Raw genomic sequence first — 24,880 nt, 5'->3', positions numbered from 1 at the left:
ACTGACTTCGTCAGTCTTATCTACAGCCTCAAAACAGTGTTTTGAGCAGCCTGCGGCTAGTTTCCTAGTTTGCTCTTTGATTTTCATTGAGTATAATTATCCAGCTCTTTTAAGGAGGAGTAAATTTCTATGAATAAAAAACTCACAGATTATGTGATTGATCTGGTGGAAATTTTAAATAAACAACAAAAACAGGTTTTCTGGGGAATATTTGATATTTTGAGTATGGTGGTTTCCATCATTGTATCTTATATCTTATTCTACGGATTGATTAATCCAGCACCTGTTGACTACATCATCTATACGAGCTTGGCCTTCCTGTTTTATCAATTGATGATTGGATTTTGGGGGTTGAACGCTAGTATTAGTCGTTACAGCAAGATTACGGATTTCATGAAAATCTTTTTTGGTGTGACTGCTAGCAGTATCTTGTCATATAGTATATGCTATGCTTTCTTGCCACTTTTTTCAATCCGTTTCATCATTCTCTTTATCTTGTTGAGTACCTTCTTGATTTTATTGCCACGGATTACTTGGCAGCTAATCTACTCTAAACGCAAAAAGGGAAGTGGTGATGGGGAACACCGTCGGACCTTCTTGATTGGTGCCGGTGATGGTGGAGCCCTCTTTATGGATAGTTACCAACATCCAACTAGTGAATTAGAACTTGTCGGTATTTTGGACAAGGATTCTAAGAAAAAGGGTCAAAAACTTGGTGGAATCCCTGTTTTGGGTTCATATGATGATCTGCCTGAATTAGCCAAACGCCATCAAATCGAGCGTGTTATCGTTGCGATTCCGTCGCTTGACCCGTCAGAATATGAACGTATCTTGCAGATGTGTAATAAGCTGGGTGTCAAATGTTACAAGATGCCTAAGGTTGAAACCGTTGTTCAAGGACTTCACCAAGCAGGTACTGGCTTCCAAAAAATTGATATTACGGACCTTTTAGGTCGTCAGGAAATTCGTCTTGATGAATCGCGTCTGGGCGCAGAACTGACAGGTAAGACAATCTTGGTTACAGGTGCTGGTGGCTCAATCGGTTCTGAAATCTGTCGCCAAGTTAGTCGTTTCAATCCTGAACGCATCGTTTTGCTCGGTCATGGGGAAAATTCAATCTACCTTGTTTATCATGAATTGATTCGCAAGTTCCAAGGGATTGATTATGTACCAGTTATTGCCGATATTCAAGACTATGACCGTTTGTTGCAAGTCTTTGAGCAGTACAAGCCAGCTATTGTTTATCATGCGGCAGCCCACAAGCACGTTCCTATGATGGAGCGCAATCCAAAAGAAGCCTTCAAAAACAATATTCGTGGAACTTATAATGTTGCTAAGGCTGTTGATGAAGCCAAAGTACCTAAGATGGTTATGATTTCGACAGATAAGGCGGTTAATCCACCAAATGTTATGGGAGCAACCAAGCGCGTGGCGGAATTGATTGTCACTGGCTTTAACCAACGTAGCCAATCGACCTACTGTGCGGTTCGTTTTGGGAATGTTCTTGGTAGCCGTGGTAGTGTGATTCCAGTCTTTGAACGCCAGATTGCTGAAGGTGGTCCTGTAACGGTGACAGACTTCCGCATGACCCGTTACTTTATGACCATTCCAGAAGCTAGCCGTTTGGTTATCCATGCTGGTGCTTATGCCAAGGATGGAGAAGTCTTTATCCTTGATATGGGCAAACCAGTCAAGATTTATGACTTGGCCAAAAAAATGGTCCTTCTAAGTGGCCACACTGAAAGCGAAATTCCAATTGTTGAAGTTGGAATCCGCCCAGGTGAAAAACTCTACGAAGAACTCTTGGTGTCAACCGAACTTGTTGATAACCAAGTTATGGATAAGATTTTCGTTGGTAAGGTTAATGTTATGCCTCTAGAAGCCATCGATCAAAAGATTGAAGAGTTCCGCACTCTTAGTGGAGATGAGTTGAAGCAAGCTATTATCGCCTTTGCCAATCAAACTACTCACGTTGAATAAAAAAGAAAAACGCATATTATCAGGTCTGAAGAACCTTGGTAATATGCGTTTTGTTATGTAGAGACTTGCTCCATTTTCTTCTGAAATGGGGTTGTCGCCCAGTCTATGTTATTGAAAATACTCCAAAACTTCTATGGGTTTGTGAGCGATATAATCAGGATGATAGTTTAGTAGATCTGCTTGCTCCCCAAATCCCCAAGTGACGGCCAATTTCTGAATGCCTGTTTCTTGAGCTCCAAGCATATCAAACTTGGTATCTCCGATGATGATGGTTTGTTCCGGTGCTAGTTGATGTGTCTGCAAGGCTTGGCGAATAACATCTGCCTTATGGGGTGCTTCAGGGCTGGAACCATAAATGCCATCAAAGAAATGATAGATTCCCAAGTTTTTAGTCATGTCTTGAGCGGTTGGAGTATTCTTTGTAGTGGTGATATAAAGAGGGTAATTGCTCGATAACTTCTCAAGCAAGTCTACAATCTGAGGAAAGAGTTGAGCTTCATGGATGCCTTTTACTTTGTAGTAAGAACGGTATATCTGGACAGCCTCAGAAATTTGGTCTTTGGGCAGGCAGGTCGCAAAACTACTTTCAAGAGGCGGTCCCATAAAACCACGAATAGTTTTGTCATCAGGACTAGGCACCCCTAGTTCCTTAAAAGTATGAGTAAAGGTATTGTGAATCCCGATAGAACTGTCAACGAGGGTTCCATCCAGATCGAAAAAAATCGCTGTGATAGAGGTCATGGTTTCTCCTATTTGATAAGCTTATTCTCCGAAAATTTCTTTTTGAAGGCGACGACCAGTAGGGGTGGCAGCGAGTCCACCTTCAGCTGTTTCACGAAAGGCAGTTGGCATGCTTGCTCCTACTTGGTACATGACATCGATAACTTCATCCACAGGAATTTTAGATTCGATACCTGCCAAGGCCATGTCTGCTGCGATGAAAGCAAAGCTGGCCCCCATGGCATTACGTTTGACACAGGGAACTTCGACCAAGCCGGCAACAGGGTCACAGATAAGGCCCAGCATATTTTTAATGACAAAGGCAATGGCCTGACTGGCCTGATAAGGTGTTCCACCGGCAGCTAGAGTCAAGGCTGCAGCACTCATAGCAGAGGCCGAACCAACCTCAGCCTGACAGCCACCTTCAGCTCCTGAGATAGAGGCATTATTTGCGATGACTAGTCCAAAGGCACCAGCAGCAAAGAGGAAATTCAGCTGTTGCTCGTGGTTGAGGTCTAATTTTTCAATAGCAGCAGTGAGAACGGAAGGCAGACAGCCAGCACTTCCTGCGGTCGGAGTAGCGCAGACCAAGCCCATTTTGGCATTGTGTTCATTGACTGCGATAGCATTTCGGGCAGCAGAGAGAATTGTGTAATCTGACAGAGTTTTTCCATTTTTGATGTAGTGATCCAATTTGGCTGCATCTCCACCTGTCAGGCCACTACGAGATTTATTTTCATTGAGGCCAAGTTGGACAGAGGCTTTCATGACTTCCAGGTTGCGCTCCATGAGAAGGAGGACTTCTTCACGTTCGCGACCGGTCAATTCAAACTCTGTTGTAATCATGAGTTCTGCGACATTTCCTTGAAAGTCCAGATCTGCTTGCTCGACCAATTCTTTGATAGAATAAAACATGCTTCCTCCTATTTAAAGAAATTGACATTATGGAGATGAGGGATTTTTCGAATTTCTTCGATGGTCTCATCACAGTTGCGACTGTCAACTTCGATAATCATAATAGCTTTTTCACCAGCTTTTTCACGAGTAACATTCATCTGGGCGATATTGATACCATAGCGTGAAAGAGCCTCTGTTACGAGGGCAATCATACCTGGAATATCTTGATGAACGATGATGATAGTCGGTGTATTCATATTGAGGGAGACGGCAAAGCCATTGAGTTCGGTTACCTGAATATTCCCTCCCCCGATAGAAATACCAGTCACACTGATAGTTTTATGGGCATTTTTAACGGTAATTTTAGTAGTGTTTGGGTGAGGCGCATTGCTGTCTTTCTGAATGGTCCAGACAATCTTGATGCCACGCTTGTGGGCAATCTCCAGACTGTTTGGAATTTCAGGATCATCTGTATCCATGCCCAAAATACCAGCAACAAGGGCTAGGTCTGTCCCGTGACCACGATAGGTCTTGGCGAATGAGTTAAATAGTTGGAATTCGACTTCTGTCGGAGTATCATCAAAAATGGAAGAGACAATCTTCCCAATACGAACAGCACCAGCTGTATGGCTACTAGATGGGCCAATCATAACTGGTCCGATGATATCAAAGACAGATTGAAAACGAAGTGATTTCATCAGTTTCCCCTTATAAAAATTCTTATCTCTATTATATCAAAGAATGAAGGTCTTGGCTTTAATTGTGGATGAAAACCTTTTTACACTACAAATAGCATAAAAAAGCATCTTTTGTAACAAAAAATAGCTTATTTAGGGAAATAAAAAATAATTTTGTAATATTTCTACATAAAAGTGTCAAGAAACGGTAATATTTAAAGGGTATGATAGAACTATAGAAAGAAGGAGAATTTTCAAATATGAAATCAACAACTAAAAAGATTAAAACAACTCTTGCAGGAGTAGCTGCCTTGTTTGCAGTATTTGCTCCATCATTTGTATCTGCTCAAGAATCATCAACTTACACTGTTAAAGAAGGTGATACACTTTCAGAAATCGCTGAAACTCACAACACAACTGTTGAGAAATTGGCAGAAAACAACCACATCGACAACATTCATTTGATTTATGTTGGTCAAGAGTTGGTTATCGATGGTCCTGTAGCACCTGTTGCAACACCAGCGCCAGCTACTTATGCGGCACCAGCTGCTCAAGATGAAACTGTTTCAGCTCCAGCAGCAGAAACTACAGAAGTAGCAGAGGAAGCAGCTCCAGCGGCAAGCGCACCTGCAGCAGAAGAAACAGTTGTTTCAACAGAAGCTTCAGCACCTGCTGCAACTGTAAGCGGATCTGAAGCAGAAGCTAAAGAATGGATCGCTCAAAAAGAATCAGGCGGTAGCTACACAGCTACAAACGGCCAATACATTGGACGTTACCAATTGACAGATTCATACTTGAACGGTGACTACTCAGCTGAAAACCAAGAACGTGTAGCGGATGCCTATGTTGCAGGACGTTACGGTTCATGGTCAGCCGCTAAAAACTTCTGGCTTAACAACGGTTGGTATTAAGAAATAACGAACAGAATAATATGAAAAGGTCGAGGAAATCCCTCGACTTTTTTATATTTCTTTCGGTTGATAATAGGTCTCCACTTCTTTTTTGAGAAAGGCTAGAATGGAAGTTTCATCGGTCAGCTCTAGAAGGGAGAACCCTTTTTGGATAATTTTAGAATCATCCTTACAAATTCCAATACGGACATAGCAGATAGCAAGCATATCGTAGCTTTTCTTGTTCTTGGCATCTTCCAGTAAAGTGTAGCAGATTTGTTGACACATGTTTTTGTCTTGATGGTATAAGTAAATGGTGGAAAGGTTGAGTAGGATTGTCATTCGCAAGTCATATAAATGTTGGTAGTTTTTATAGACCTCTAAGCGTTGCAAGATTTTTCCAGTGATGAGATGGAGGTGTTCAATTGGAAAGCTGAAAAGGATGGTATTGAGGATTTTTAGGTCACTTTCATACCATGTATCTTGTTTTTCAATTTTTTCCCAAAGTTTTTTGACAGTTTGTTTCACTTGGTCTGACAGTTTCTCTGTACCATGTTGACGGATATGAATGACAACTTCCAGCATATCCCTGATTTCTTCTATAGGCAGGTCGTGATGGGTCTTGAGATAGTTTTGGCATGTTTCAAAAAAATCAACTAGACCACTGCCACCAATGATGGAATTCATATTGAGATAAGTTTGCATGATTTCTGTCCGTTGGCTCGGCTGATAGAGATGGCAGATGTAGTCAAACTCTTCAAAACTCATATTAATCTGTCGGAGAAGAAATTCCATGTTTTCATATTTGGGAGTTACCTTGCCACTTTCAATCTTTGATAGGCTAGTTCTTGAAAGGACATCTCCGCAGACCTCTTCTTGGGTCAATCCTTTTGACTCTCTTATTTCTTTATAGACCTTTCCAAAATCATAACGCATGATTGACTCCTTTTCGTGAAAAAAGTTAACAAACAATAAAATCCTATTAAAAATATTGTATCATAGTAATATAAAAAGTAGAAAATAAAACTAAAATAAGCTTGTGGAAAAGCTTAGTGTAATTTTAAAATGGGCTTAACAGTACTATGATGTAGCTAGAAAAGGGGTGGAAAAATGTTTAAAAATAAGGAACTTTCTCGAGTAGTCATGATATTTGTGATAGGAATTATCCTAGTTTTAATGACACCCATCTTATTTAAAGTTGTTATGGAACTATTTTCAAAATAGATAGGCCTCTGCTTTAGGTAGAGTAGTGAATCAGGAGGTTAAGTGATGAACTACAATTTAAAATATCTCTTATCAGGAATATTTATTATAGTCTTTATAGGTTTTCTAGTCTGGATGCGTTATTTTAATCAGAAGAAGGAAGAAGAGCATTCGGATGTGTCTTTTGAAGCGAGATTAGACAGTGAGGTCAAGGCCTTATATAAACAACTAGGATTGGGTGAGGAACCTCACTATTTCTTAGCTTATCGTTACCTACATCCTTGGTTTGATTTGGCGATTTTACCACCAACAGTTGAAATTTTCTTAACTAAAATAGCACTGGTGATGGTAACTCAAGATGAACTACTGATAAGAAATCTTGGGAATGGGATGACTTTCACAAGTGAGAATCATCGTGATTTGAGACAAGGACTTATCCGCATTCCAAAATCAGAGATGAAAGAATTTGAGATTCGCAACTGGAAAAGAGTTTTTATATTTGGCGATTTTTTGACAATTAAAACAAGCCAACATAGCTATTATTTGCAGGTTAGAGATGATGGACTTCAAAAAGGAAGTCTTTCTACCAAACATTTCTCCGACTTGAAACGACAAGATTTTCTAGGATTATTAACAGATAAAAGAACATTCTGATTGACAATTGCTCAAAAAACTAACCTCTAAATATTCAAAAGCCACGCAGTGTTTGCAGCCTTGAACACAATTAAGCTGAGAGAATCACTGTGTGGCTTTATTGGAAAGTTAGTTTTTTCCCAGTTTCGTCTCTTCACGGGAGGTATCTCTATGAAAAAAATCAGTCATCTTTGTATGCTCTTGCTCTTACTGTGTACTACGTTTTTTGTCCTGAATGTAAATGTTACACGAGAAATAGTGCGGATTCAGGAGATGGGTAAGACAGCTTATTCATTTGACTTGTACTTGAAAGATGTCACTAAACCGACAGAAACTATTCTCCAGTTTTTTGAAGAGGTTACAAGTCAAGACAAGGTCTCTATTATCAAAGTAGATAATGGCGATGAGGTGGTCAAGGCTGGTGTTTTTGATAAGGAAACCTTCCCCTATCAGGAGTTCGGTCTGACTTCTCTTGATTTTTCAAAGAATGAAAAGGGAGTCTACAGCAACCAGGATCTTCCCAATAATCTAGGAACCATTCCCACCTTTTTAAAGGTGAAACTCATTCGACTCCAGACCTTCCAATCCTATATTGAGGATAAATCCCATACTGTAAATGGGCGCTACATGATTACCTCCAGCAAAGAGATAAATCGCGATACCATTCTACAAAAGTGGAGTGATTTTTTCCAGATAGATAAGACGATTTTATTAGAACCCACTTACCGAAGTCAGGTTGGAGTGCTAAATCAAGAGTTGTTACTATCTATCATTATCTTTATCTTGGCAATCTTGCTTGTGATTTTAATGACAGTTTATCAGCCGATGATGGAGATGAAACGAGTAGGGGTTCAAAAGTTACTTGGTTTTCAAAGCAGGGCGATTTTAGCTGGTTTTGTAAAGACTAATTTTTATCTTCTCTTGGGTGGAAGTCTTATCATTGACTTGGGACTATTTTTAGTGCTGGACTACAGACCAAAGCTTCTGTTCCCAAGTTTACTCTTATCCCAATTCCTGCTTTTACAGTTGTATTTGTTCATCAGTTGGCTGACCTACCTGATGATTCAGAAAATGACAGTCAGCTCCATGTTGAAGGGTTTTTCATCTGTCAAACTTGGTCTCATCTTCAATTATGTGATGAAAATAGGGACAACTATTTTACTGACGGCCTTACTGATTGGGGTAGGCAGAAGTCTAGAACAAGAAAACAAAGAACTTGCTTATCAGCAACAGTGGGTAAGCCAAGGCAATTACCTGACCTTAGAAACCTTCCAACTCAGTGATAACCTGTGGCAAGAAGAGCTAGCAGGTTCAGGGAAATCTACAGATTATTTCTACCAATTTTATCAAGACTTGCTAGCAAAAACACAAGTAAACTATGTGCGAGGTGCGAGTCTTCCTATCAAACCAGTCATCAAAGCAGAACAAGTGCAGCACTACCAACTGCCTGATGAGGTAGATGTTTACTATGCAAACCGTCAATTCTTAGAGAGTAAGGGCTTTAAGCTACCTGATATCGGCACTAAAAAAGTTATTTTGATGCCAGCCAGTGATAAAGGACAAGAAGGCAAGAATCAGTTCTTGGGAAAATCTATCGCCTATCTTTCTATGAGGTATGAAGATCAGCAAAAGCAAACAATAGAAGATATGGATGTAGAAATTGCCTACTATGAAGGAGATTGGTCTTTCTTCCCTTATAATAATGAGCGAAAGGAAAATCTCCACAATCCAATCATTAGTCTGGTAAATGATCAAGACATGATGTGGGAAGAAAAGACTCACTTGTCAACGACAGGTTTAAACAATCCGATGAAAGTTGAAAATACAGAACAAAATCAAAAAGTGATTACAGAGTTAATCGATAACTTATCTGATGGTAGCTATTTAAAATTTTCATCGATTCAAGCAATTCAAGAGGAGCTAGTTGATACCTATCGGGATTCTGTTCGTAATTTTAACGTTCTTTTTGCCTTATTTGCTCTTCTCAGTATGATTGTCTCCTACTTTTTACTCGTTACCACTTTCTTGTTGAAGCGCAGGGATATCATTACCAAGAAGTTTATGGGGTGGAAACTGGTCGATCGCTATCGCCCTCTCCTAGTCCTACTCTTGCTGGGCTATAGTTTGCCTCTTCTAGTCTTGATTTTCTTTGCCCATGCGCTCCTGCCACTTCTACTGTTTGCAGGTTTTACATGTTTGGATATACTGTTTGTGCTAGCCTTGGCTTCTAGGATGGAGAAAAAAAGTCTAGTAGAGTTATTGAAAGGGGGCATCTTATGATTGAGTTGAAAAATATTACGAAAACCATTGGGAGAAAAGTGATTTTGGATAACTTATCTCTCAGGATTGATCAGGGGGATTTGGTAGCCATCGTTGGAAAAAGTGGTAGTGGTAAGTCGACCTTGTTAAATTTATTAGGTTTGATAGATAGTGATTACAGCGGACGGTATGAGATTTTTGGTCAGACAAATCTAGCGGTCAATTCTGCTAAGTCGCAAACAATAATCCGTGAACATATCTCTTATCTATTTCAAAATTTTGCTCTGATTGATGATGAAACGGTCGAGTACAATCTCATGCTGGCGCTGAAATATGTGAAATTGTCTAAGAAAGACAAGCTCAAAAAGGTGAAAGAGATTTTAGAGAGAGTAGGTTTGTCAGCTACTTTGCATCAAAAGGTCTCCGAGTTGTCTGGTGGCGAACAACAACGAATTGCAGTTGCTAGAGCCATCTTAAAACCCAGCCAGCTGATTTTAGCCGATGAACCAACAGGTTCTCTGGATCCTGAAAATAGAGATTTGGTCTTGAAGTTTCTCTTAGAGATGAATCGCGAGGGGAAAACAGTTATTATTGTGACCCACGATGCTTATGTAGCCCAACAATGTCATCGTATCATTGAATTGTGAAAAGTACAGAAATCTTATCAAAAATCTTTAAATTTAAGGATACCTTTAAAATTTAATTTTAAAACACTCATTTATCAACATTTTTTGATTGATAAAAATAGGAAATCAGTTGTTTTTGGGAGATTCCCTAAAATTACCTACTAACCACACGTACTAAAAAGATACTTCCTATAGAAATCGTATGACTCTGAAGCTTCGAATATCCCTAAAACATTTATTTTATGGCAATTCTAAACGTAGAATTGCGTGGATATGTATGGATTTAATCTGTTCGATAGTTAGGACAGCTCTATTCTGGGAAATCTGAGCTATCAATGGTTTAGAACAGCATTTCAACAATGGATTTTGTTGAAGGATTGATTATTTTATGAAAGAGGTTGGTCGATTGACAGCCTCTTTCTTGTCTTCTCTAACCAAGCATGTTATAATGAATACTGCTCAAGCGACCTTCAATCGTTAAAGCACACACGACCTTCAATCGTGAATAAACGAATAGATGGGAGACTTACCATGAGTGATAACTCTAAAACACGTGTTGTCGTGGGGATGAGTGGTGGTGTCGATTCGTCGGTGACGGCTCTTTTGCTCAAGGAGCAGGGCTACGATGTGATCGGTATCTTCATGAAGAACTGGGATGACACAGATGAAAACGGCGTTTGTACGGCGACCGAAGATTACAAGGATGTGGCTGCGGTGGCAGACCAGATTGGCATTCCTTACTACTCTGTCAACTTTGAAAAAGAGTATTGGGACCGTGTTTTTGAGTATTTCCTAGCGGAATACCGTGCAGGGCGCACGCCAAATCCAGATGTTATGTGCAACAAGGAAATCAAGTTTAAGGCCTTTTTGGACTATGCCATGACCTTGGGGGCAGACTATGTAGCGACTGGCCATTATGCCCGAGTGGCGCGTGATGAGGATGGGATCGTTCACATGCTTCGTGGCGTGGACAATGGCAAGGACCAGACCTATTTCCTCAGCCAACTTTCGCAAGAACAACTGCAAAAAACCATGTTCCCATTGGGACATTTGGAAAAGCCTGAAGTTCGCAGACTCGCAGAAGAAGCAGGACTTGCGACTGCTAAGAAGAAAGACTCGACAGGGATTTGCTTTATCGGAGAAAAGAACTTTAAAAATTTCCTCAGCAACTACCTGCCAGCTCAGCCTGGTCGCATGATGACTGTGGATGGTCGCGATATGGGCGAGCATGCAGGTCTTATGTACTATACGATTGGTCAGCGTGGTGGACTTGGTATCGGTGGGCAACACGGCGGTGACAATGCCCCTTGGTTCGTTGTCGGAAAAGACCTAAGCAAGAATATTCTCTATGTCGGCCAAGGTTTCTACCATGATTCGCTCATGTCAACCAGCCTAGAGGCTAGTCAAGTCCACTTTACTCGTGATATGCCAGAGGAATTTACGCTAGAATGCACAGCAAAATTCCGCTATCGTCAGCCTGATTCTAAGGTGACCGTCCATGTCAAAGGAGACAAGGCAGAGGTCATCTTTGAGGAACCTCAGCGTGCCATCACACCAGGACAGGCAGTTGTCTTTTACGATGGCGAAGAGTGTCTAGGTGGCGGTTTGATTGACAATGCTTACCGCGATGGACAAGTTTGTCAGTACATTTAGATTGACAAATTTTCTCAATTTGCTACAATAATAAAAGCAATAGAAATGATGGTCAAAGCTCATGGATGTTGCAGGCTTTTTTGTCCTGCACTTCTTTGGAGTTTTGACTGTTTTTGTGTCGTTTAGAGGAAAGGACAAAAATGACTCAACAAGACTTTCGGACAAAAGTGGGGAATACTGTTTTTGGCGTTCGGGCGACAGCCTTGATTCTCCAAAATGGCAAGCTCCTAGTTACCAAAGATAAGGGCAAGCATTACACTATCGGCGGTGCGATTCAAGTCAATGAAAGCACGGAAGACGCGGTAGTCCGTGAAGTGAGGGAAGAACTGGGTGTCGAAGCTCAAGCTGGGCAACTAGCTTTTGTTGTTGAAAATCGTTTTGAAGAAGATGGTGTCTATTGGCACAACATCGAGTTTCATTATCTGGTGGACTTGCTTGAGGATGCCCCATTGACCATGCAGGAAGATGAGAAAAGGCAGCCCTGTGAATGGCTTGACATAGACAAGCTTGAGGGTATCAATCTAGTTCCAGCCTTTTTAAAAACAGCCCTACCAGATTGGGACGGCCAACTAAGACACATTCATCTTGAGAAATAGGAGAGAAAATGATGGTTAAGCTTATTGCCCATGTACTTGTTCATAGTGGTGATGATTATTTGCTCATTCAGCGTTCGGAAATTAAAAGAGGACAACCCAATGTTTACCCAACTTACTGGGATATTCCTGGTGGCGGGGTTGAAAAGGGTGAACTTCCGCAAGATGGAGCTCTTAGAGAATGTATTGAAGAAGCGGGAGTTAGGCTAGATAGCAGTTCGCTCAAACTTCTTCACGAAGATAGTCAACTGGATACCTCTAAGGATACTGTCTTTACTCGCTTAGTTTATAAAGCAGAGTGGGTTGGGGAGAAGCCAATTATCAGATTAGATCCTGAAGAGCATACGCACTTTAAATGGGTTACTATGGCTCAAGCTCTAGAGGAGGAGAAGTTAGTTCCTTATTTACGAGAAATTTTTGAAAGGTTAAGAAATGACATATAATTTTACTGAAGAATACGATATTATTGTAATCGGTGCGGGACACGCTGGGGTCGAGGCTTCCTTAGCTGCTAGCCGTATGGGCTGTAAGGTCTTGCTTGCGACTATCAACATTGAAATGCTGGCTTTCATGCCTTGTAACCCTTCGATCGGTGGTTCTGCCAAGGGGATTGTCGTGCGTGAAGTTGATGCCCTAGGTGGCGAGATGGCCAAAACCATTGACAAGACTTACATCCAGATGAAGATGCTCAACACAGGTAAGGGGCCAGCTGTCCGTGCCCTTCGTGCGCAAGCTGACAAAGAGCTTTACTCTAAGGAAATGCGCAAGACAGTTGAAAATCAAGAAAATCTGACCCTTCGTCAAACCATGATTGATGAGATTTTGGTGGAAGATGGCAAGGTTGTCGGTGTGCGTACAGCAACCCATCAAGAGTATGCTGCTAAGGCTGTTATCGTGACCACAGGGACTGCCCTCCGTGGGGAAATTATCATCGGAGACCTCAAGTACTCATCAGGTCCTAACCACAGCTTGGCTTCTATTAACCTTGCTGACAATCTCAAGGAATTGGGCCTCGAAATTGGTCGTTTCAAGACAGGAACCCCTCCACGTGTCAAGGCTTCTTCTATCAACTACGATGTGACCGAGATTCAGCCAGGGGACGAAGCACCTAATCACTTCTCATATACCTCACGTGATGAGGATTATGTCAAGGACCAAGTACCGTGCTGGTTGACCTATACCAATGGTACCAGCCATGAGATTATCCAAAACAACCTCCACCGTGCGCCTATGTTTACAGGTGTGGTCAAGGGAGTGGGGCCTCGTTACTGCCCATCGATTGAGGACAAGATTGTGCGCTTTGCGGACAAGGAACGCCACCAACTATTCCTTGAGCCAGAAGGACGCAATACAGAGGAAGTCTATGTCCAAGGTCTTTCAACCAGTTTGCCTGAAGATGTGCAACGTGAACTGGTTCATTCTATCAAAGGTTTGGAAAATGCAGAGATGATGCGAACAGGTTATGCCATTGAGTACGATATGGTCTTGCCACACCAGTTGCGTGCGACTCTGGAAACCAAGAAAATCTCAGGTCTATTCACTGCTGGTCAGACAAATGGAACATCAGGTTATGAAGAAGCTGCTGGCCAAGGGATTATCGCTGGGATCAATGCGGCTCTGAAAATCCAAGGCAAGCCTGAATTGATTTTGAAGCGTAGTGACGGTTATATCGGGGTCATGATTGATGACTTGGTGACCAAGGGAACTATTGAACCCTACCGTCTCTTGACCAGTCGTGCTGAGTACCGTCTCATCCTCCGTCATGACAATGCCGATATGCGTTTGACTGAGATGGGCCGTGAGATTGGTCTTGTGGATGATGAACGCTGGGCTCGCTTTGAAATTAAGAAAAATCAATTTGAAAATGAGATGAAGCGCCTAGATAGTATCAAACTCAAGCCAGTCAAGGAAACAAATGCCAAGGTTGAGGAGATGGGCTTTAAACCGTTGACCGATGCAGTGACAGCCAAGGAATTCCTTCGCCGTCCAGAAGTTTCTTACCAAGATGTGGTAGCCTTCATCGGACCAGCTGCAGAAGACTTGGATGACAAGATTATCGAATTGATTGAAACAGAAATCAAATACGAAGGCTATATTTCCAAAGCCATGGATCAGGTTGCCAAGATGAAACGCATGGAAGAAAAACGCATTCCAGCCAATATTGACTGGGATGACATTGATTCTATTGCAACCGAAGCCCGTCAGAAGTTCAAACTCATCAATCCAGAAACCATCGGTCAAGCCAGCCGTATTTCGGGAGTAAACCCAGCAGATATTTCTATTTTGATGGTGTATCTTGAAGGTAAAAATCGTAGTATTTCTAAAAATCAAGAAAAGAAAGCATAGAAAAAACAGCTCCGAAAACGGGGCTGTTTTGTTGACTTGTACTCAATGAAAATCAAAGAGTAAACTAGGAAGCTAGCCGAAGACTGTACTTGAGTACGGCAAGGCGAAGCTGACGTGGTTTGAATTTGATTTTCGAAGAGTATTATTCTTCATCTGGTGTGAGGATCATAGGGATGATAATCGGTTCACGTTCTGTATTTTCATAAAGGAAGGGACGAATGGCGTTGACAATGGCACCATTGACAGATTGCACGCTGGCGTCCTTATTTTTCAGTGCGATACGAATTGCATTGAAGAGGATGCGCTGGCTTTGGCGAATCAAGTCGCCAGATTCTCTCATGTAGACAAAGCCTCGGCTAAGGATGTCTGGGCCAGACAGAATCATCTGCGATTTGAAGTCAACAGTTGCGACTGCTAGAACGACACCGTCTTCAGATAAATCACGACGGTCTTTGAGGACAGCAGCGCCGATTTCACCGATACGATTTCCATCGACATAGATGTCTTGGGCATTGAAATGACCTGCGATACGAGCTGAGTCAGCAGTAAGAGCAAGCACATCACCATTGCTCATGATAAAGATATTGTCCTTCTCGACACCAGTATCCACCGCTAGTCCAGCGTGGACTTTTTGCATACGGTATTCACCGTGGACAGGCATGAAGTATTTTGGCTTAATCAAGCGGAGCATAAGTTTTTGCTCTTGCTGACCACCGTGTCCAGATGTATGGATATTGTTCACTTTACCGTGGATAACTTCGACACCAGCTTCAGAAATGATGTTAATCAGCTTGTTAACGCTAGTAGTATTTCCAGGGATTGGGCTTGAAGAGAAGATGACCGTATCACCGGGCTGGAGTTGTACCTGACGGTGGGTTCCGTTGGCGATACGAGAGAGGGCCGCCATAGGTTCACCCTGACTACCTGTACAGAGGATCAGAACCTCGCCTGCAGGGTAGTCTTTGATTTCATTTGGCTCGATAAAGGTTCCCTTAGGAGCTTTGATGTAACCAAGGTCAATTCCGTTGACAATGGCCTTTTCCATAGAGCGACCAAAGACCGCAATCTTGCGTCCAGTCTTAACAGCAGCTTCTGTTGCTTGCTGGAGACGGAAGATATTTGAGGCAAAGGATGCAAAGATGATACGTCCCTCTATGCCTTGGATAATCTTCATGATGGACTGGCCAACGACTTTTTCAGAGTTGGTAAAGGTTGGAATTTCTGCATTTGTCGAGTCAGACAGGAGACAGAGTACACCTTCTTCACCAAGAGCTGCCATACGGTGCAAATCTGCAGGTTCACCAACTGGTGTTAAGTCAAACTTGAAGTCACCCGTACAGACAATTTTCCCTTGAGGAGTATGAATGACAATTCCCAAAGGCTCTGGAATAGAGTGAGTCGTTCTAAAGAAAGTTGCCTTGAGATTTTTAAAGGTCAACTCAGTATTATGGTTGATTTCGTAAAGTTTGGCGTTGCGCAGGAGACCGTGTTCTTCGAGTTTCCCACGGATCAAAGCCAAGGCAAGTGGTCCAGCATAGATAGGGACATTTGCTTGCTTGAGAAGGAATGGAATCCCACCGATGTGGTCCTCGTGCCCGTGAGTAATCAGAACAGCCTTGACGCGGTCGATATTGTCTACGATGTAAGAGTAATCAGGAATGACGTAGTCGATACCCAGCAAGTCATCTTCTGGGAATTTAATCCCAGCATCGACGATGATAATCTCATCTTGGTATTCAATTCCGTATGTATTTTTCCCGATTTCTCCCAGACCACCGATGGCAAAAACGCCGACTTCTTCAGGTTTAAGAGTGTAGGCCATATTAGAACTCCGTAATTTCGAAGGCGCCAGTTTCTTTTTCGTAATCTAGCAATTTGTCAGACAAGAGTTCGATATACTCGATATTGTACTCTGGGCGATTTTCTTCGACAAGTTGGCGAGCAGCGATACGGCCCTCAAGTTCTGAGTTAGCATCGATGTCTAGGTATAGTGCGCGTGTTGTTTCACGGCGTGGGCTACGTTCTTTTGTTTCTTGATAAAAAACTTTGTAAATCATATAGTTCCTTTCTATTTACAGGTCAGCTTATTCCAAACTTTTAGCATAGATTTGTTTGATTTCATTCCATTTTGTGTCTAGATTGACCTTGATTCGTTACAATTATTTCAATTATACCACAAAATGAAAAATTAGTAAAAGACGGAAACGAGAAAGTCACAGGACGATTTCTTTGGTAATCGTTTGCAAAAATAAAGAAAATATGTTATTTTGATAATGGAAATGAGTTTTATTGTTTGTCATAATTCCAGATAGATTTTAAGTCAAGGAGGTTGCCCTATGTATAACTTATTTGCTTTTGCTATCGGAGCTCGTTTGGTAGTTTTTATTGTTTTTGTTGCTTGCGTTTATGCGGGGAATCTTCTATTTGCCAAACTGGAACGACGACAAACCAAGTTCTTGTGGAAGATTACCTTTGTGACTCTCTACTCGATTTTTCTCCTCCTTGTAACCTATGTCGTTTGGTTTGTATTTTACTTTGGATTAAATGCTTAGATGCCCTGCTCATGCTGGGCATTTTTGTTTGGGGGCAAAGAGAGAAAAACTCTTGATTGAGGTCAAGAGGCAATTCCAAATCTAGAGCAACAAAAAAAGAGAGGATGTATCTACACATGGGGTTTTTACAGCTCAAAGCTGAGGGCAGTCCCACACTCGTACCAGAAGTTGGTACCTTTGAACGCTCTGTTACCAGTCGCCCTACGTTATCCTCTCAATATTTATATTTTACTATAACTTACTTAGGGAATCAACTTTAAAAGCATCAAAAAGCTCCTGACCGAAGTCAAGAGCCATCTAACACTGGGGGCGAACTAATCAATCGCAATTCCAGTTCTTTAGAAACCAAAGTTTCAGGGATAGCACCGCAACCCGAAGAGTCAACGACTCAACCTGATTTTCCTACCAGTGTTGAATTACATTTTAACATTGATAGACCAACATAGTCAACAGTTTATATAAAAATAGAAATACCAAAAAGAGGATTAAGAATGTTTAGTTTGTTTGAATTTGCGATAGGGGTTCGCCTCTTGGTGTTTATAGTCTTTGTAGCCTGTGTCTATGGGGGAATGCTCTGTTTGTACATCTGGGACACCGCAAAAAAAATTCCTTTGGAAGCTTGCTTTTGTGACACTCTACTCAATTTTTATCCTCCTTGTAACCTATGTTATCTGGCTCGTTTTCTACTTTGGTTTAAATGCTTAGATGCCCTGCTTATGCTGGGGCATTTTTGTTTGGGAATAAAGAAAATTCCCATGTGACAGCTTTTGTAGTATAATAGTAAGCAGACAAAAAGATAGGAATGTGTTATGAAAGTATTAGCTTTTGATACGTCCAGCAAGGCTCTTTCTCTTGCTATTTTAGAGGACAAGCAGGTTCTTGCTGAGACTACTATTAACATCAAGAAAAATCACAGTATTACCCTTATGCCTGCCATCGATTTTTTGATGGCGAGTTTGGACTGGACTCCCAAGGACTTGGACCGAATCGTGGTGGCAGAGGGACCAGGTAGCTACACGGGCTTGCGAATTGCGGTAGCAACTGCCAAGACGCTTGCTCATACCCTGAACATCGAGTTAGTTGGTATGTCTAGCCTCTTGGCTCTGGTGCCCTACCAACAAGAAGGCTTGTTCGTTCCTTTGATGGATGCGCGTCGCAACAATGTTTATGCAGGATTTTATAAAAATGCTAAACCTGTCATGCCAGAAGCGCACCAATCTTTTGAAGAAGTGTTAGAGAAAGTTAAGGGTGCTAGTCAGGTAACCTTTGTCGGAGAAGTTGGAGCCTTTGTGGAGCAGATTCAAGAACATTTACCAAGGACTAATTACAAAGAAACCTTGCCTAATGCAGCTAATCTAGCTCTTTTGGCTTGGGACAAGGAAGCAGACTCCTTGCATGATTTTGTGCCCAACTACCTCAAACGTGTTGAGGCTGAGGAAAACTGGCTCAAGAACCACACCGAGTCTGGCGAGTCTTACATTAGACGCCTATGATAGAAATTAAACGAATCCAACAGCAGTCTGACCTGGCTCAAGCCATCTATGCTGTTATGGCGGATGTTTACCCAGTCAGTCCTTGGACGCTGGAACAAATCCAAGCAGACCTGTCCCAAGACCAGACTTGGTATGCTCTAGCTTATGATGGGGCAGAAGTGATTGGATTTCTAGCTGTGCAGGAAAATATCTTTGAGGCAGAAGTCTTGCAAATCGCTGTTAAAGGAGACTATCAGGGTCAGGGAATTGCGTCAGCTTTGTTTTCTCAAATGCCGACAGATAAGGAGATTTTCCTCGAAGTCAGAAAGTCAAATCAACGAGCGCAAGCATTTTACAAGAAAGAAAAGATGGCGGTCATCGCTGAGAGAAAGGCCTACTACCATGATCCAGTCGAGGACGCCATCATCATGAAGAGAGAAATAGATGAAGGATAGATATATTTTAGCATTTGAAACATCCTGTGATGAGACTAGTGTTGCCGTCTTGAAAAACGACGATGAGCTCTTGTCCAATGTCATTGCTAGTCAAATTGAGAGTCACAAACGTTTTGGGGGCGTAGTGCCAGAAGTAGCCAGTCGTCACCATGTCGAGGTCATTACAGCCTGTATCGAGGAGGCGCTAGCAGAAGCAGAGATTATTGAAAACGATGTGACAGCTGTTGCGGTTACCTATGGACCGGGCTTGGTTGGAGCCTTACTAGTTGGTTTGTCAGCTGCTAAGGCCTTTGCTTGGGCACATGGACTTCCGCTGATTCCCGTTAACCACATGGCTGGCCACCTCATGGCCGCTCAGAGTGTGGAGCCTTTGGAGTTTCCCTTGCTAGCCCTCTTGGTTAGCGGTGGGCACACAGAGTTGGTTTATGTTTCTGAGGCTGGTGACTACAAGATTGTTGGGGAAACGCGAGATGACGCGGTTGGTGAGGCCTATGATAAGGTCGGCCGTGTCATGGGCTTGACCTATCCTGCAGGTCGTGAGATTGATGAGCTAGCTCATCAGGGGCAGGATATTTATGATTTCCCCCGTGCCATGATTAAGGAAGATAATCTGGAGTTTTCATTCTCAGGTTTGAAATCGGCCTTTATCAATCTTCACCACAATGCCGAGCAAAAGGGAGAAAATCTATCCACAGAAGATTTGTGTGCTTCCTTCCAAGCAGCTGTCTTGGATATTCTTATGGCCAAAACCAAGAAGGCTTTGGAGAAATATCCTGTTAAAACCCTTGTCGTGGCAGGTGGTGTGGCAGCCAATAAAGGTCTCAGAGAACGCCTAGCGGCTGAAATCACTGACGTCAAGGTCATCATTCCACCTCTGCGCCTCTGCGGAGACAATGCAGGCATGATTGCCTATGCTAGCGTCAGCGAGTGGAACAAAGAAAACTTTGCAAACTTGGACCTCAATGCCAAACCAAGTCTTGCTTTTGATACGATGGAATAAAGAGTCAGCTTAGGGCTGGCTTTTTTGCTCTCTTAAATGTCAGAATATTTTGACAAATAATTGTGAATAATGATATACTATATAAAAAATAGGAGGTGGTGAGATGATTGAGAGAATGGAGTTGGGAGAATTTTACAAGGAATTACGTTTGGCGAGAAAGCTCAAGCAGTCAGATGTGGCTTGTGCTGGTCTAACAGCCTCTCAGTTGTCCAAGTTTGAACTAGGGCAGTCTATGCTATCTGCGGATAAGTTGATCCTAGCCATCCAAGGGATCAATATGAATTTTGATGAGTTTGGTCATAAGCTAAACAATTATCAAGAATCCCTACATATGCAGATTGGTAGAAAGGTTGTGGATCGCTTTGCCCACCAAGATATAGCTGGTTTAGAGCAACTGTTGGAGGAAGTCGAGCAAGAACAGATGGCAGAGACCTATCGTCGTTTGAATGCCATTGTAATTAAAAACGCACTCCATTCCTTAAATAAGAACTATCCATTAGTAAAAGAAGATAGCGAGTTTTTGACTATCTATCTCTATGCTATTGAGTCTTGGACCTGGTTTGAACTCTATCTCTTTTGCAATACCATGCCCTTCTTGAGCAATCAAGATTTGATATTTTTATCGACCGCTTTAATTGAGAAGTCTAAAGAATTTAAGGAGTTGGTACATAATCGGTTGTATATGAAGCAAGGACTCTTAAATATCTTATCAGAACTCATGGAGCGAAAACTTTTCTCATACATCCCAATCTTTGAAACTGAGTTGGAGAGCATGTTGCGTCCGTACGATGTTTTTGAGAAAGTATCGTGGCAATTTTTAAAGAAAATGAGTGTCTTTCTTCAAACCAAAGGAAGCAATCAAAAAGAGATTGAACACTTTATCCAATCTCTGCAAGTATTAGAAAATCCACAATTGCTAGCCCTCTTCGAATTGCGTTTTCAGCAATACAAAGAACTTATCGATTAATTAGAAACGGGAAGACAATCACCCACTCCGAAATAAGCAGGAGTATCAGTTGGATTTTTCTTTTCTTCATCATTATATCCCTCCTTGTTAGTAATAACTTTATTATAGCAGGGAAATAATCAAATCTACCAAAATCGCAAATAAGAAATTGCTACAAGAAAAAATGTCAAATATGCGATTTTCTAAAATAAGCTAATTTTCGTGTTATACTGTCCTTGTAAAGCACTTGAAGCAAATCCTAGGTCGCAGAAGTGGTTTACAAGAAGAAAACGATTGAAGGAGTATAAAAGATGTTAAATTTACAATTTGCAGAAACAATGGAATTGACAGAAGCTGAGTTGGAGAAGGTTTATGGAGGAGATCTTGTGTATCTTGGCAATATCCCAAGCGGTGCATGGGGAGGGTTCGGGACACCTTGGTCAATCACTAATTTCTGGCAGAAATATTTTAACGATAAACCTGACTCTGATTATGACCGCCGACGTTATTAATATCCAAAGCCCTTGCCTTTTCTTGGGTAGGGGCTGTCTTTATTTCATAGTATAGGAGAAAATAGAATGAAAAAGGTAATCTCACGCTACTACTTTATTATAGCTATTCTGCTAGTTGTTGCTGACCAGAAGTTCAGTGGTCTAGTTTTACGCAGCGACCTTGTTACTGGTTTATCTGACTTTGCCTATTATCTGTCGGATATGATGTTGAATTTTCTTGTAGTTTTATTAGCCCTTATTGCTATGATTTGGTCAGGTAAATGGCAACAAATCAACAGTAGAAAGTTTAAAGGATCCTATCTTGTCTATTCCTTCCTAGCTCTGCTTGCTTTTGTTGTTTGGAATTTCGTTACCTTTTTTCTTTTCCCACCTACTCGAAATGAAATTTCTTATCAACATGCTGCTCCTACTTTTACAGGAGCTACGGCATTTTTGATGTATTTTTTTTATCCTGTGATTGCAGGTCCCATTTTTGAAGACATGATTTATCGTGGATTGGTGATGACTGCTCTGGAAAAAGGGAAGAAATGGGGACTGGATGTACTCGGATCAGCTATATTATTTGGAATCTTGCACATTAGTAGTCATGGTTGGGTCTTGACAGACTTTGTCTACTATATGGGTGGCGGCCTTATATTTGCAGTCTTATTTAGAGTAACAAAGTCAATTTATTGGCCTATTGGATTGCATATAGTCTACAATGGCATTGGTCAGCTTTTGATGTTACTGTAATTTTGGTTGTTAGTAGTATCGTGGTCTATCCTTGGGGAAAGATTCCCATTTGAATTCAAAAAGGAGTTGTGATGAAAGTATTTCTTCAAAATAGAGATTTTAGGCAATTAACCATCAACCAGTGGATTTCAACGGTTGGGGATACGATTTTTTATCTGGCCTTTTTGAATTATGTGGCAGATGCATCTTTTGCCCCTTTGGCGATTTTACTGATCACGATTTCAGAAACCCTTCCTCAAGTTCTGCAAATCTTTCTGGGAGTTTTGGCGGATTTTCAACATCATCGTGTCCTAAAATATACAATGATTAGTTTTGCAAAATTTTTGCTTTACTCTATCGTTTCTTTATCACTTTCAGGGCAGTCCTTTTCCTTGTTATTAGTAGCATTTATTTGTCTGATTAACCTCTTATCTGACACATTGAGTTATTTTTCAGGCGCCATGCTCACTCCGATTTTCATTAGAATTATTGGGCAAGACCATCTGGCAGAAGCTATTGGATTTAAACAGTCAACTGTTAGTTTAGTGAAAACAATCAGTAATATTCTAGGAGGAGTCTTACTAGGTATTCTATCTATCCAGTCTATTTCCTTACTGAATGCTCTGACCTTTTTAATCGCATTTTTAGGTATTCTTTTCATAAAAACAGACCTCTTGAAAGTAGAAAAAACGATTAGCTATCAAGAAGGACTCTCTGTAAAATCCTTTTGCCAGCATCTGCTCCAATCATCAAAATTGATATGGAATATGAATAAGGTGCTCTTGGTTTTGTTTATTATCTCTATTAGTCAAGCAGTGATAAATGTTACAGTTCCTGTTTCTACTCTGTTTTTGAGGAATCAGCCCTTTTTGAATTTACAAACAGGTCAATCTCTTGCCTTGTTATCCACCCTTGAATTGTCAGCCCTTATTGTCGGAAGCCTTGTGAGTGGCTATCTGAAGAATACAATCTCCATAAAACTAGCCCTATATGCCTCGCTTATTATCCAATTACTCCTTTTAGTTGGCTTTGTGGCAGTTCGTTTTGACTGGATTCTTATCTTTAGTGCCTTGGATGCCTTTTTCGCAGGTATCCTCTCTCCTCGATTACAGGAACTCATTTTTAAACAAATACCTGAGGAGTCAATGGGAGCAGTTCAATCCTCTATCGGTGCCATTACAGTTGTTTTACCTAGCTTATTTACAATAGCTTTGGTAACCATTGCTACTAGCTTTGGAACTCTGGCAGTTAGCTTTGTTTTATTGCTATTTCTTCTAGCTGCCTTTATCATACTCTTGAATATCCGTGAAAACATTTAGCGAAGAATGTGTATATTATATGTTTGAGACTGGATTCCAGTCTGTTTATGATGGCTACAATCAGCAGACTGTTAAATTTTTGAGAAAGTTGCTTGACATTTCAGACCAATCGGTTTATAATTCAAAAATGTAGAGATAAATACATGAGAAAAGAAGAAAAAACAAGACTACGAAGAGAGAAAATCATTACCGCTGCTTTGTTTGAATTTGCTACAAAAGGCTATCAAGGTTTTGTCATCAATGAACTTTGTAAAGTGGATGGTATTTCCAAAGGAGTTTTGTATCATAATTTTTCAGGGAAATCAGACCTCTATCTAACTTGTTTTCAGGAGAGTTTTGAGAAAGCTTTGGCAGTGTTTCTGGGGGTGGAAGGTCAAGTGCCCTCCTTAGCTGATTATATGGAAAGACGTCACCAATTTTATCAGCAATACCCAGAACATAGCCACATTTTCTTTGAGGCAATGATTGCGACACCAGAAGAATTGGAAGCAGACATTGCACCACAGAAAGCTATCTTTTTGGACTTGAATGAACAAGTTTGTCAAAAACTTATATCAGAATCCAAAAGCTATCTTTTTGGACTTGAATGAACAAGTTTGTCAAAAACTTATATCAGAATCCAAACTGAAAGAGCATATTGATGAGAAACGAGCTATGGACTATCTGCGATTGATTCAGGATATGTTTCGTTCCTATTATTTAACTGTTTCGTCAGATAGCAGTTTGCCTGACTTGGTTTCAGGATATGAACATCAATTATCACAGGTTTTGGATATGATGATTTATGGAATACTAGAGGAAGATTCCTCTAAAAAAGGAGAAAAATAATGTCGAAAATTTGGAAATGGTTGTTACTAATTGCGGGTATTTTTGCAGTTTTTGTAGGTTTTAATATGTTTGCACATCCTCTTATTAGCTTGGCTTCCATGACTTTCTGGTTTGCACTTGTATTTGCAGTTCAAGGGATTTCTGAGATTGTACAATACTTCAAATCAGAAGAAAAGCATGGCTGGAATTTATTTGGAGGAATTGTTACCCTCATCCTCGCTCTTACCTTGTTCTCAGGTAGCTTTATTGAAATGGTAACATTTGTACCATTTATCATTTCTTTATGGGCCTTGACAAATGGTATTACAAAAACTATCGTTGGTTTCAAGGTTCGTAAGACGGATAAATCGGTAGGTACCCCTCTAGTTTGGATGGGGATTTTAGGAATCGTAGCAGGTTTAATCATGATGGGACACCCATTGATGACCGGTCTCTATATTAGTTACACCATTGCCTTTGTCTTTATTTATCAAGGTATTGTGGCAATTGTTCAATTCTTCAAGATTAAATAAGAATAAAATGGAGTCTGTCTGATTACAATCAGCAGACTTTTTTCTCTTTCCTGAATGTGTTATAATAGTCCATGCTATGGCTGGAGCCTTTTCAGC

General features: G+C 41.1%; 26 protein-coding genes and 1 pseudogene. 21 read left to right on the top strand and 6 right to left on the bottom strand.

The features are described 5' to 3' along the window. Positions 1–129: 129 nt before the first annotated feature. Positions 130–1,980: a polysaccharide biosynthesis protein gene (locus M594_RS09570; protein ID WP_001035713.1), complete on the top strand. Its 1,851-nt coding sequence runs from the start codon at positions 130–132 to the stop codon at positions 1,978–1,980. 108 nt (positions 1,981–2,088) lie between these two features. Here the strand turns inward: M594_RS09570 and M594_RS09565 are convergent, their stop codons facing one another. From M594_RS09565 to sdaAB, 3 genes are read right to left on the bottom strand one after another with little or no spacing between them, the layout of a single operon-like run. Continuing rightward, positions 2,089–2,721 carry an HAD family hydrolase gene (locus M594_RS09565; protein WP_173876665.1) on the bottom strand — a complete coding sequence of 211 codons (633 nt, stop codon included), beginning with the start codon at positions 2,719–2,721 and terminating at the stop codon, positions 2,089–2,091. A 21-nt stretch (positions 2,722–2,742) separates the two neighbouring features. Beyond that, positions 2,743–3,615 carry an L-serine ammonia-lyase, iron-sulfur-dependent, subunit alpha gene (sdaAA, locus tag M594_RS09560; RefSeq protein WP_173876664.1) on the bottom strand — a complete coding sequence of 291 codons (873 nt, stop codon included), beginning with the start codon at positions 3,613–3,615 and terminating at the stop codon, positions 2,743–2,745. An 8-nt stretch (positions 3,616–3,623) separates the two neighbouring features. Then, positions 3,624–4,295, bottom strand: a complete 672-nt coding sequence (gene sdaAB / locus M594_RS09555; protein WP_084667718.1) for an L-serine ammonia-lyase, iron-sulfur-dependent subunit beta — start codon at positions 4,293–4,295, stop codon at positions 3,624–3,626. Between the two features lie 239 nt (positions 4,296–4,534). Between sdaAB and M594_RS09550 the strand changes: the two genes are divergently transcribed. Beyond that, positions 4,535–5,185 (top strand): LysM peptidoglycan-binding domain-containing protein, encoded by a 651-nt coding sequence (locus M594_RS09550; protein ID WP_173876663.1) that lies wholly within the window; start codon positions 4,535–4,537, stop codon positions 5,183–5,185. Positions 5,186–5,236: 51 nt separating this feature from the next. Here M594_RS09550 and M594_RS09545 read toward each other — a convergent pair whose 3' ends face one another. Next, positions 5,237–6,100 carry a helix-turn-helix domain-containing protein gene (locus tag M594_RS09545; RefSeq protein WP_173876662.1) on the bottom strand — a complete coding sequence of 288 codons (864 nt, stop codon included), beginning with the start codon at positions 6,098–6,100 and terminating at the stop codon, positions 5,237–5,239. 333 nt (positions 6,101–6,433) lie between these two features. Between M594_RS09545 and M594_RS09540 the strand changes: the two genes are divergently transcribed. The 7 genes from M594_RS09540 (at position 6,434) to mnmG (ending at position 14,477) form a co-directional block, all read left to right on the top strand. Then, on the top strand, positions 6,434–7,021 hold the full coding sequence (locus M594_RS09540; protein WP_173876661.1) for a hypothetical protein: 588 nt from the start codon (positions 6,434–6,436) through the stop codon (positions 7,019–7,021). A 150-nt stretch (positions 7,022–7,171) separates the two neighbouring features. After that, the gene (locus M594_RS09535; RefSeq protein WP_173876660.1) at positions 7,172–9,280 is read left to right on the top strand and encodes a bacteriocin-associated integral membrane family protein; all 2,109 of its coding nucleotides are present in this window, start codon (positions 7,172–7,174) and stop codon (positions 9,278–9,280) included. Further along, complete coding sequence (locus M594_RS09530) at positions 9,277–9,906, top strand: ABC transporter ATP-binding protein (RefSeq protein WP_173876659.1); 630 nt, start codon at positions 9,277–9,279, stop codon at positions 9,904–9,906. Before M594_RS09535 ends, M594_RS09530 begins: the two co-directional genes overlap by 4 nt. A 510-nt stretch (positions 9,907–10,416) precedes the next feature. Further along, on the top strand, positions 10,417–11,538 hold the full coding sequence (gene mnmA / locus M594_RS09525; RefSeq protein ID WP_020901813.1) for a tRNA 2-thiouridine(34) synthase MnmA: 1,122 nt from the start codon (positions 10,417–10,419) through the stop codon (positions 11,536–11,538). 140 nt (positions 11,539–11,678) lie between these two features. Further along, positions 11,679–12,134 (top strand): NUDIX hydrolase, encoded by a 456-nt coding sequence (locus M594_RS09520; protein WP_173876658.1) that lies wholly within the window; start codon positions 11,679–11,681, stop codon positions 12,132–12,134. 8 nt (positions 12,135–12,142) lie between these two features. Next, the gene (locus tag M594_RS09515; protein ID WP_020901815.1) at positions 12,143–12,574 is read left to right on the top strand and encodes an NUDIX hydrolase; all 432 of its coding nucleotides are present in this window, start codon (positions 12,143–12,145) and stop codon (positions 12,572–12,574) included. Further along, positions 12,564–14,477, top strand: a complete 1,914-nt coding sequence (mnmG, locus tag M594_RS09510; protein WP_050248647.1) for a tRNA uridine-5-carboxymethylaminomethyl(34) synthesis enzyme MnmG — start codon at positions 12,564–12,566, stop codon at positions 14,475–14,477. The genes M594_RS09515 and mnmG overlap by 11 nt, the downstream gene beginning before the upstream one ends. A 142-nt stretch (positions 14,478–14,619) precedes the next feature. Here mnmG and rnjA read toward each other — a convergent pair whose 3' ends face one another. Then, positions 14,620–16,299 carry a ribonuclease J1 gene (rnjA, locus tag M594_RS09505; RefSeq protein WP_125443281.1) on the bottom strand — a complete coding sequence of 560 codons (1,680 nt, stop codon included), beginning with the start codon at positions 16,297–16,299 and terminating at the stop codon, positions 14,620–14,622. Between the two features lies 1 nt (position 16,300). Next, positions 16,301–16,534 (bottom strand): DNA-dependent RNA polymerase subunit epsilon, encoded by a 234-nt coding sequence (locus tag M594_RS09500; RefSeq protein WP_000639571.1) that lies wholly within the window; start codon positions 16,532–16,534, stop codon positions 16,301–16,303. Positions 16,535–16,813: 279 nt separating this feature from the next. Here M594_RS09500 and M594_RS09495 point away from each other — a divergent pair, with 279 nt between their 5' ends. The 12 genes and pseudogenes from M594_RS09495 (at position 16,814) to M594_RS09450 (ending at position 24,784) form a co-directional block, all read left to right on the top strand. Then, positions 16,814–17,029, top strand: a complete 216-nt coding sequence (locus tag M594_RS09495; protein ID WP_173876657.1) for a hypothetical protein — start codon at positions 16,814–16,816, stop codon at positions 17,027–17,029. A gap of 491 nt (positions 17,030–17,520) precedes the next feature. Further along, positions 17,521–17,734, top strand: a pseudogene (locus M594_RS10220) (hypothetical protein). A gap of 104 nt (positions 17,735–17,838) precedes the next feature. After that, positions 17,839–18,522, top strand: a complete 684-nt coding sequence (gene tsaB / locus M594_RS09490; protein ID WP_173876656.1) for a tRNA (adenosine(37)-N6)-threonylcarbamoyltransferase complex dimerization subunit type 1 TsaB — start codon at positions 17,839–17,841, stop codon at positions 18,520–18,522. Next, the gene (gene rimI / locus M594_RS09485; protein WP_173876655.1) at positions 18,519–18,956 is read left to right on the top strand and encodes a ribosomal protein S18-alanine N-acetyltransferase; all 438 of its coding nucleotides are present in this window, start codon (positions 18,519–18,521) and stop codon (positions 18,954–18,956) included. Before tsaB ends, rimI begins: the two co-directional genes overlap by 4 nt. Next, positions 18,946–19,956: a tRNA (adenosine(37)-N6)-threonylcarbamoyltransferase complex transferase subunit TsaD gene (gene tsaD / locus M594_RS09480; protein WP_173876654.1), complete on the top strand. Its 1,011-nt coding sequence runs from the start codon at positions 18,946–18,948 to the stop codon at positions 19,954–19,956. The genes rimI and tsaD overlap by 11 nt, the downstream gene beginning before the upstream one ends. Before the next feature lie 103 nt (positions 19,957–20,059). Then, positions 20,060–20,923 (top strand): Rgg/GadR/MutR family transcriptional regulator, encoded by an 864-nt coding sequence (locus M594_RS09475; protein WP_049543148.1) that lies wholly within the window; start codon positions 20,060–20,062, stop codon positions 20,921–20,923. A gap of 290 nt (positions 20,924–21,213) precedes the next feature. Beyond that, the gene (locus M594_RS09470; RefSeq protein WP_173876653.1) at positions 21,214–21,414 is read left to right on the top strand and encodes a peptide pheromone VP1; all 201 of its coding nucleotides are present in this window, start codon (positions 21,214–21,216) and stop codon (positions 21,412–21,414) included. Positions 21,415–21,480: 66 nt separating this feature from the next. After that, a complete protein-coding gene (locus tag M594_RS09465; RefSeq protein WP_173876652.1) occupies positions 21,481–22,146 on the top strand; it encodes a CPBP family intramembrane glutamic endopeptidase in 666 nt (221 codons plus the stop codon). 71 nt (positions 22,147–22,217) lie between these two features. Further along, positions 22,218–23,444 carry an MFS transporter gene (locus M594_RS09460; protein ID WP_000862437.1) on the top strand — a complete coding sequence of 409 codons (1,227 nt, stop codon included), beginning with the start codon at positions 22,218–22,220 and terminating at the stop codon, positions 23,442–23,444. Positions 23,445–23,587: 143 nt separating this feature from the next. Next, positions 23,588–24,034, top strand: a complete 447-nt coding sequence (locus M594_RS09455) for a TetR/AcrR family transcriptional regulator (RefSeq protein WP_004254991.1) — start codon at positions 23,588–23,590, stop codon at positions 24,032–24,034. Next, a complete protein-coding gene (locus M594_RS10165) occupies positions 24,027–24,272 on the top strand; it encodes a hypothetical protein (protein ID WP_228111187.1) in 246 nt (81 codons plus the stop codon). The genes M594_RS09455 and M594_RS10165 overlap by 8 nt, the downstream gene beginning before the upstream one ends. After that, entirely contained in the window at positions 24,272–24,784 is a 513-nt protein-coding gene (locus tag M594_RS09450) for an HdeD family acid-resistance protein (protein ID WP_000036821.1), read from the top strand. The genes M594_RS10165 and M594_RS09450 overlap by 1 nt, the downstream gene beginning before the upstream one ends. Positions 24,785–24,880 lie beyond the last annotated feature (96 nt).

This window comes from Streptococcus mitis (assembly GCF_013305725.1).
GTDB lineage: Bacteria > Bacillota > Bacilli > Lactobacillales > Streptococcaceae > Streptococcus > Streptococcus mitis_BO.
Note: the sequence above shows the minus strand (reverse complement) of the source record. Positions and strands in the feature narration are given on the sequence as shown.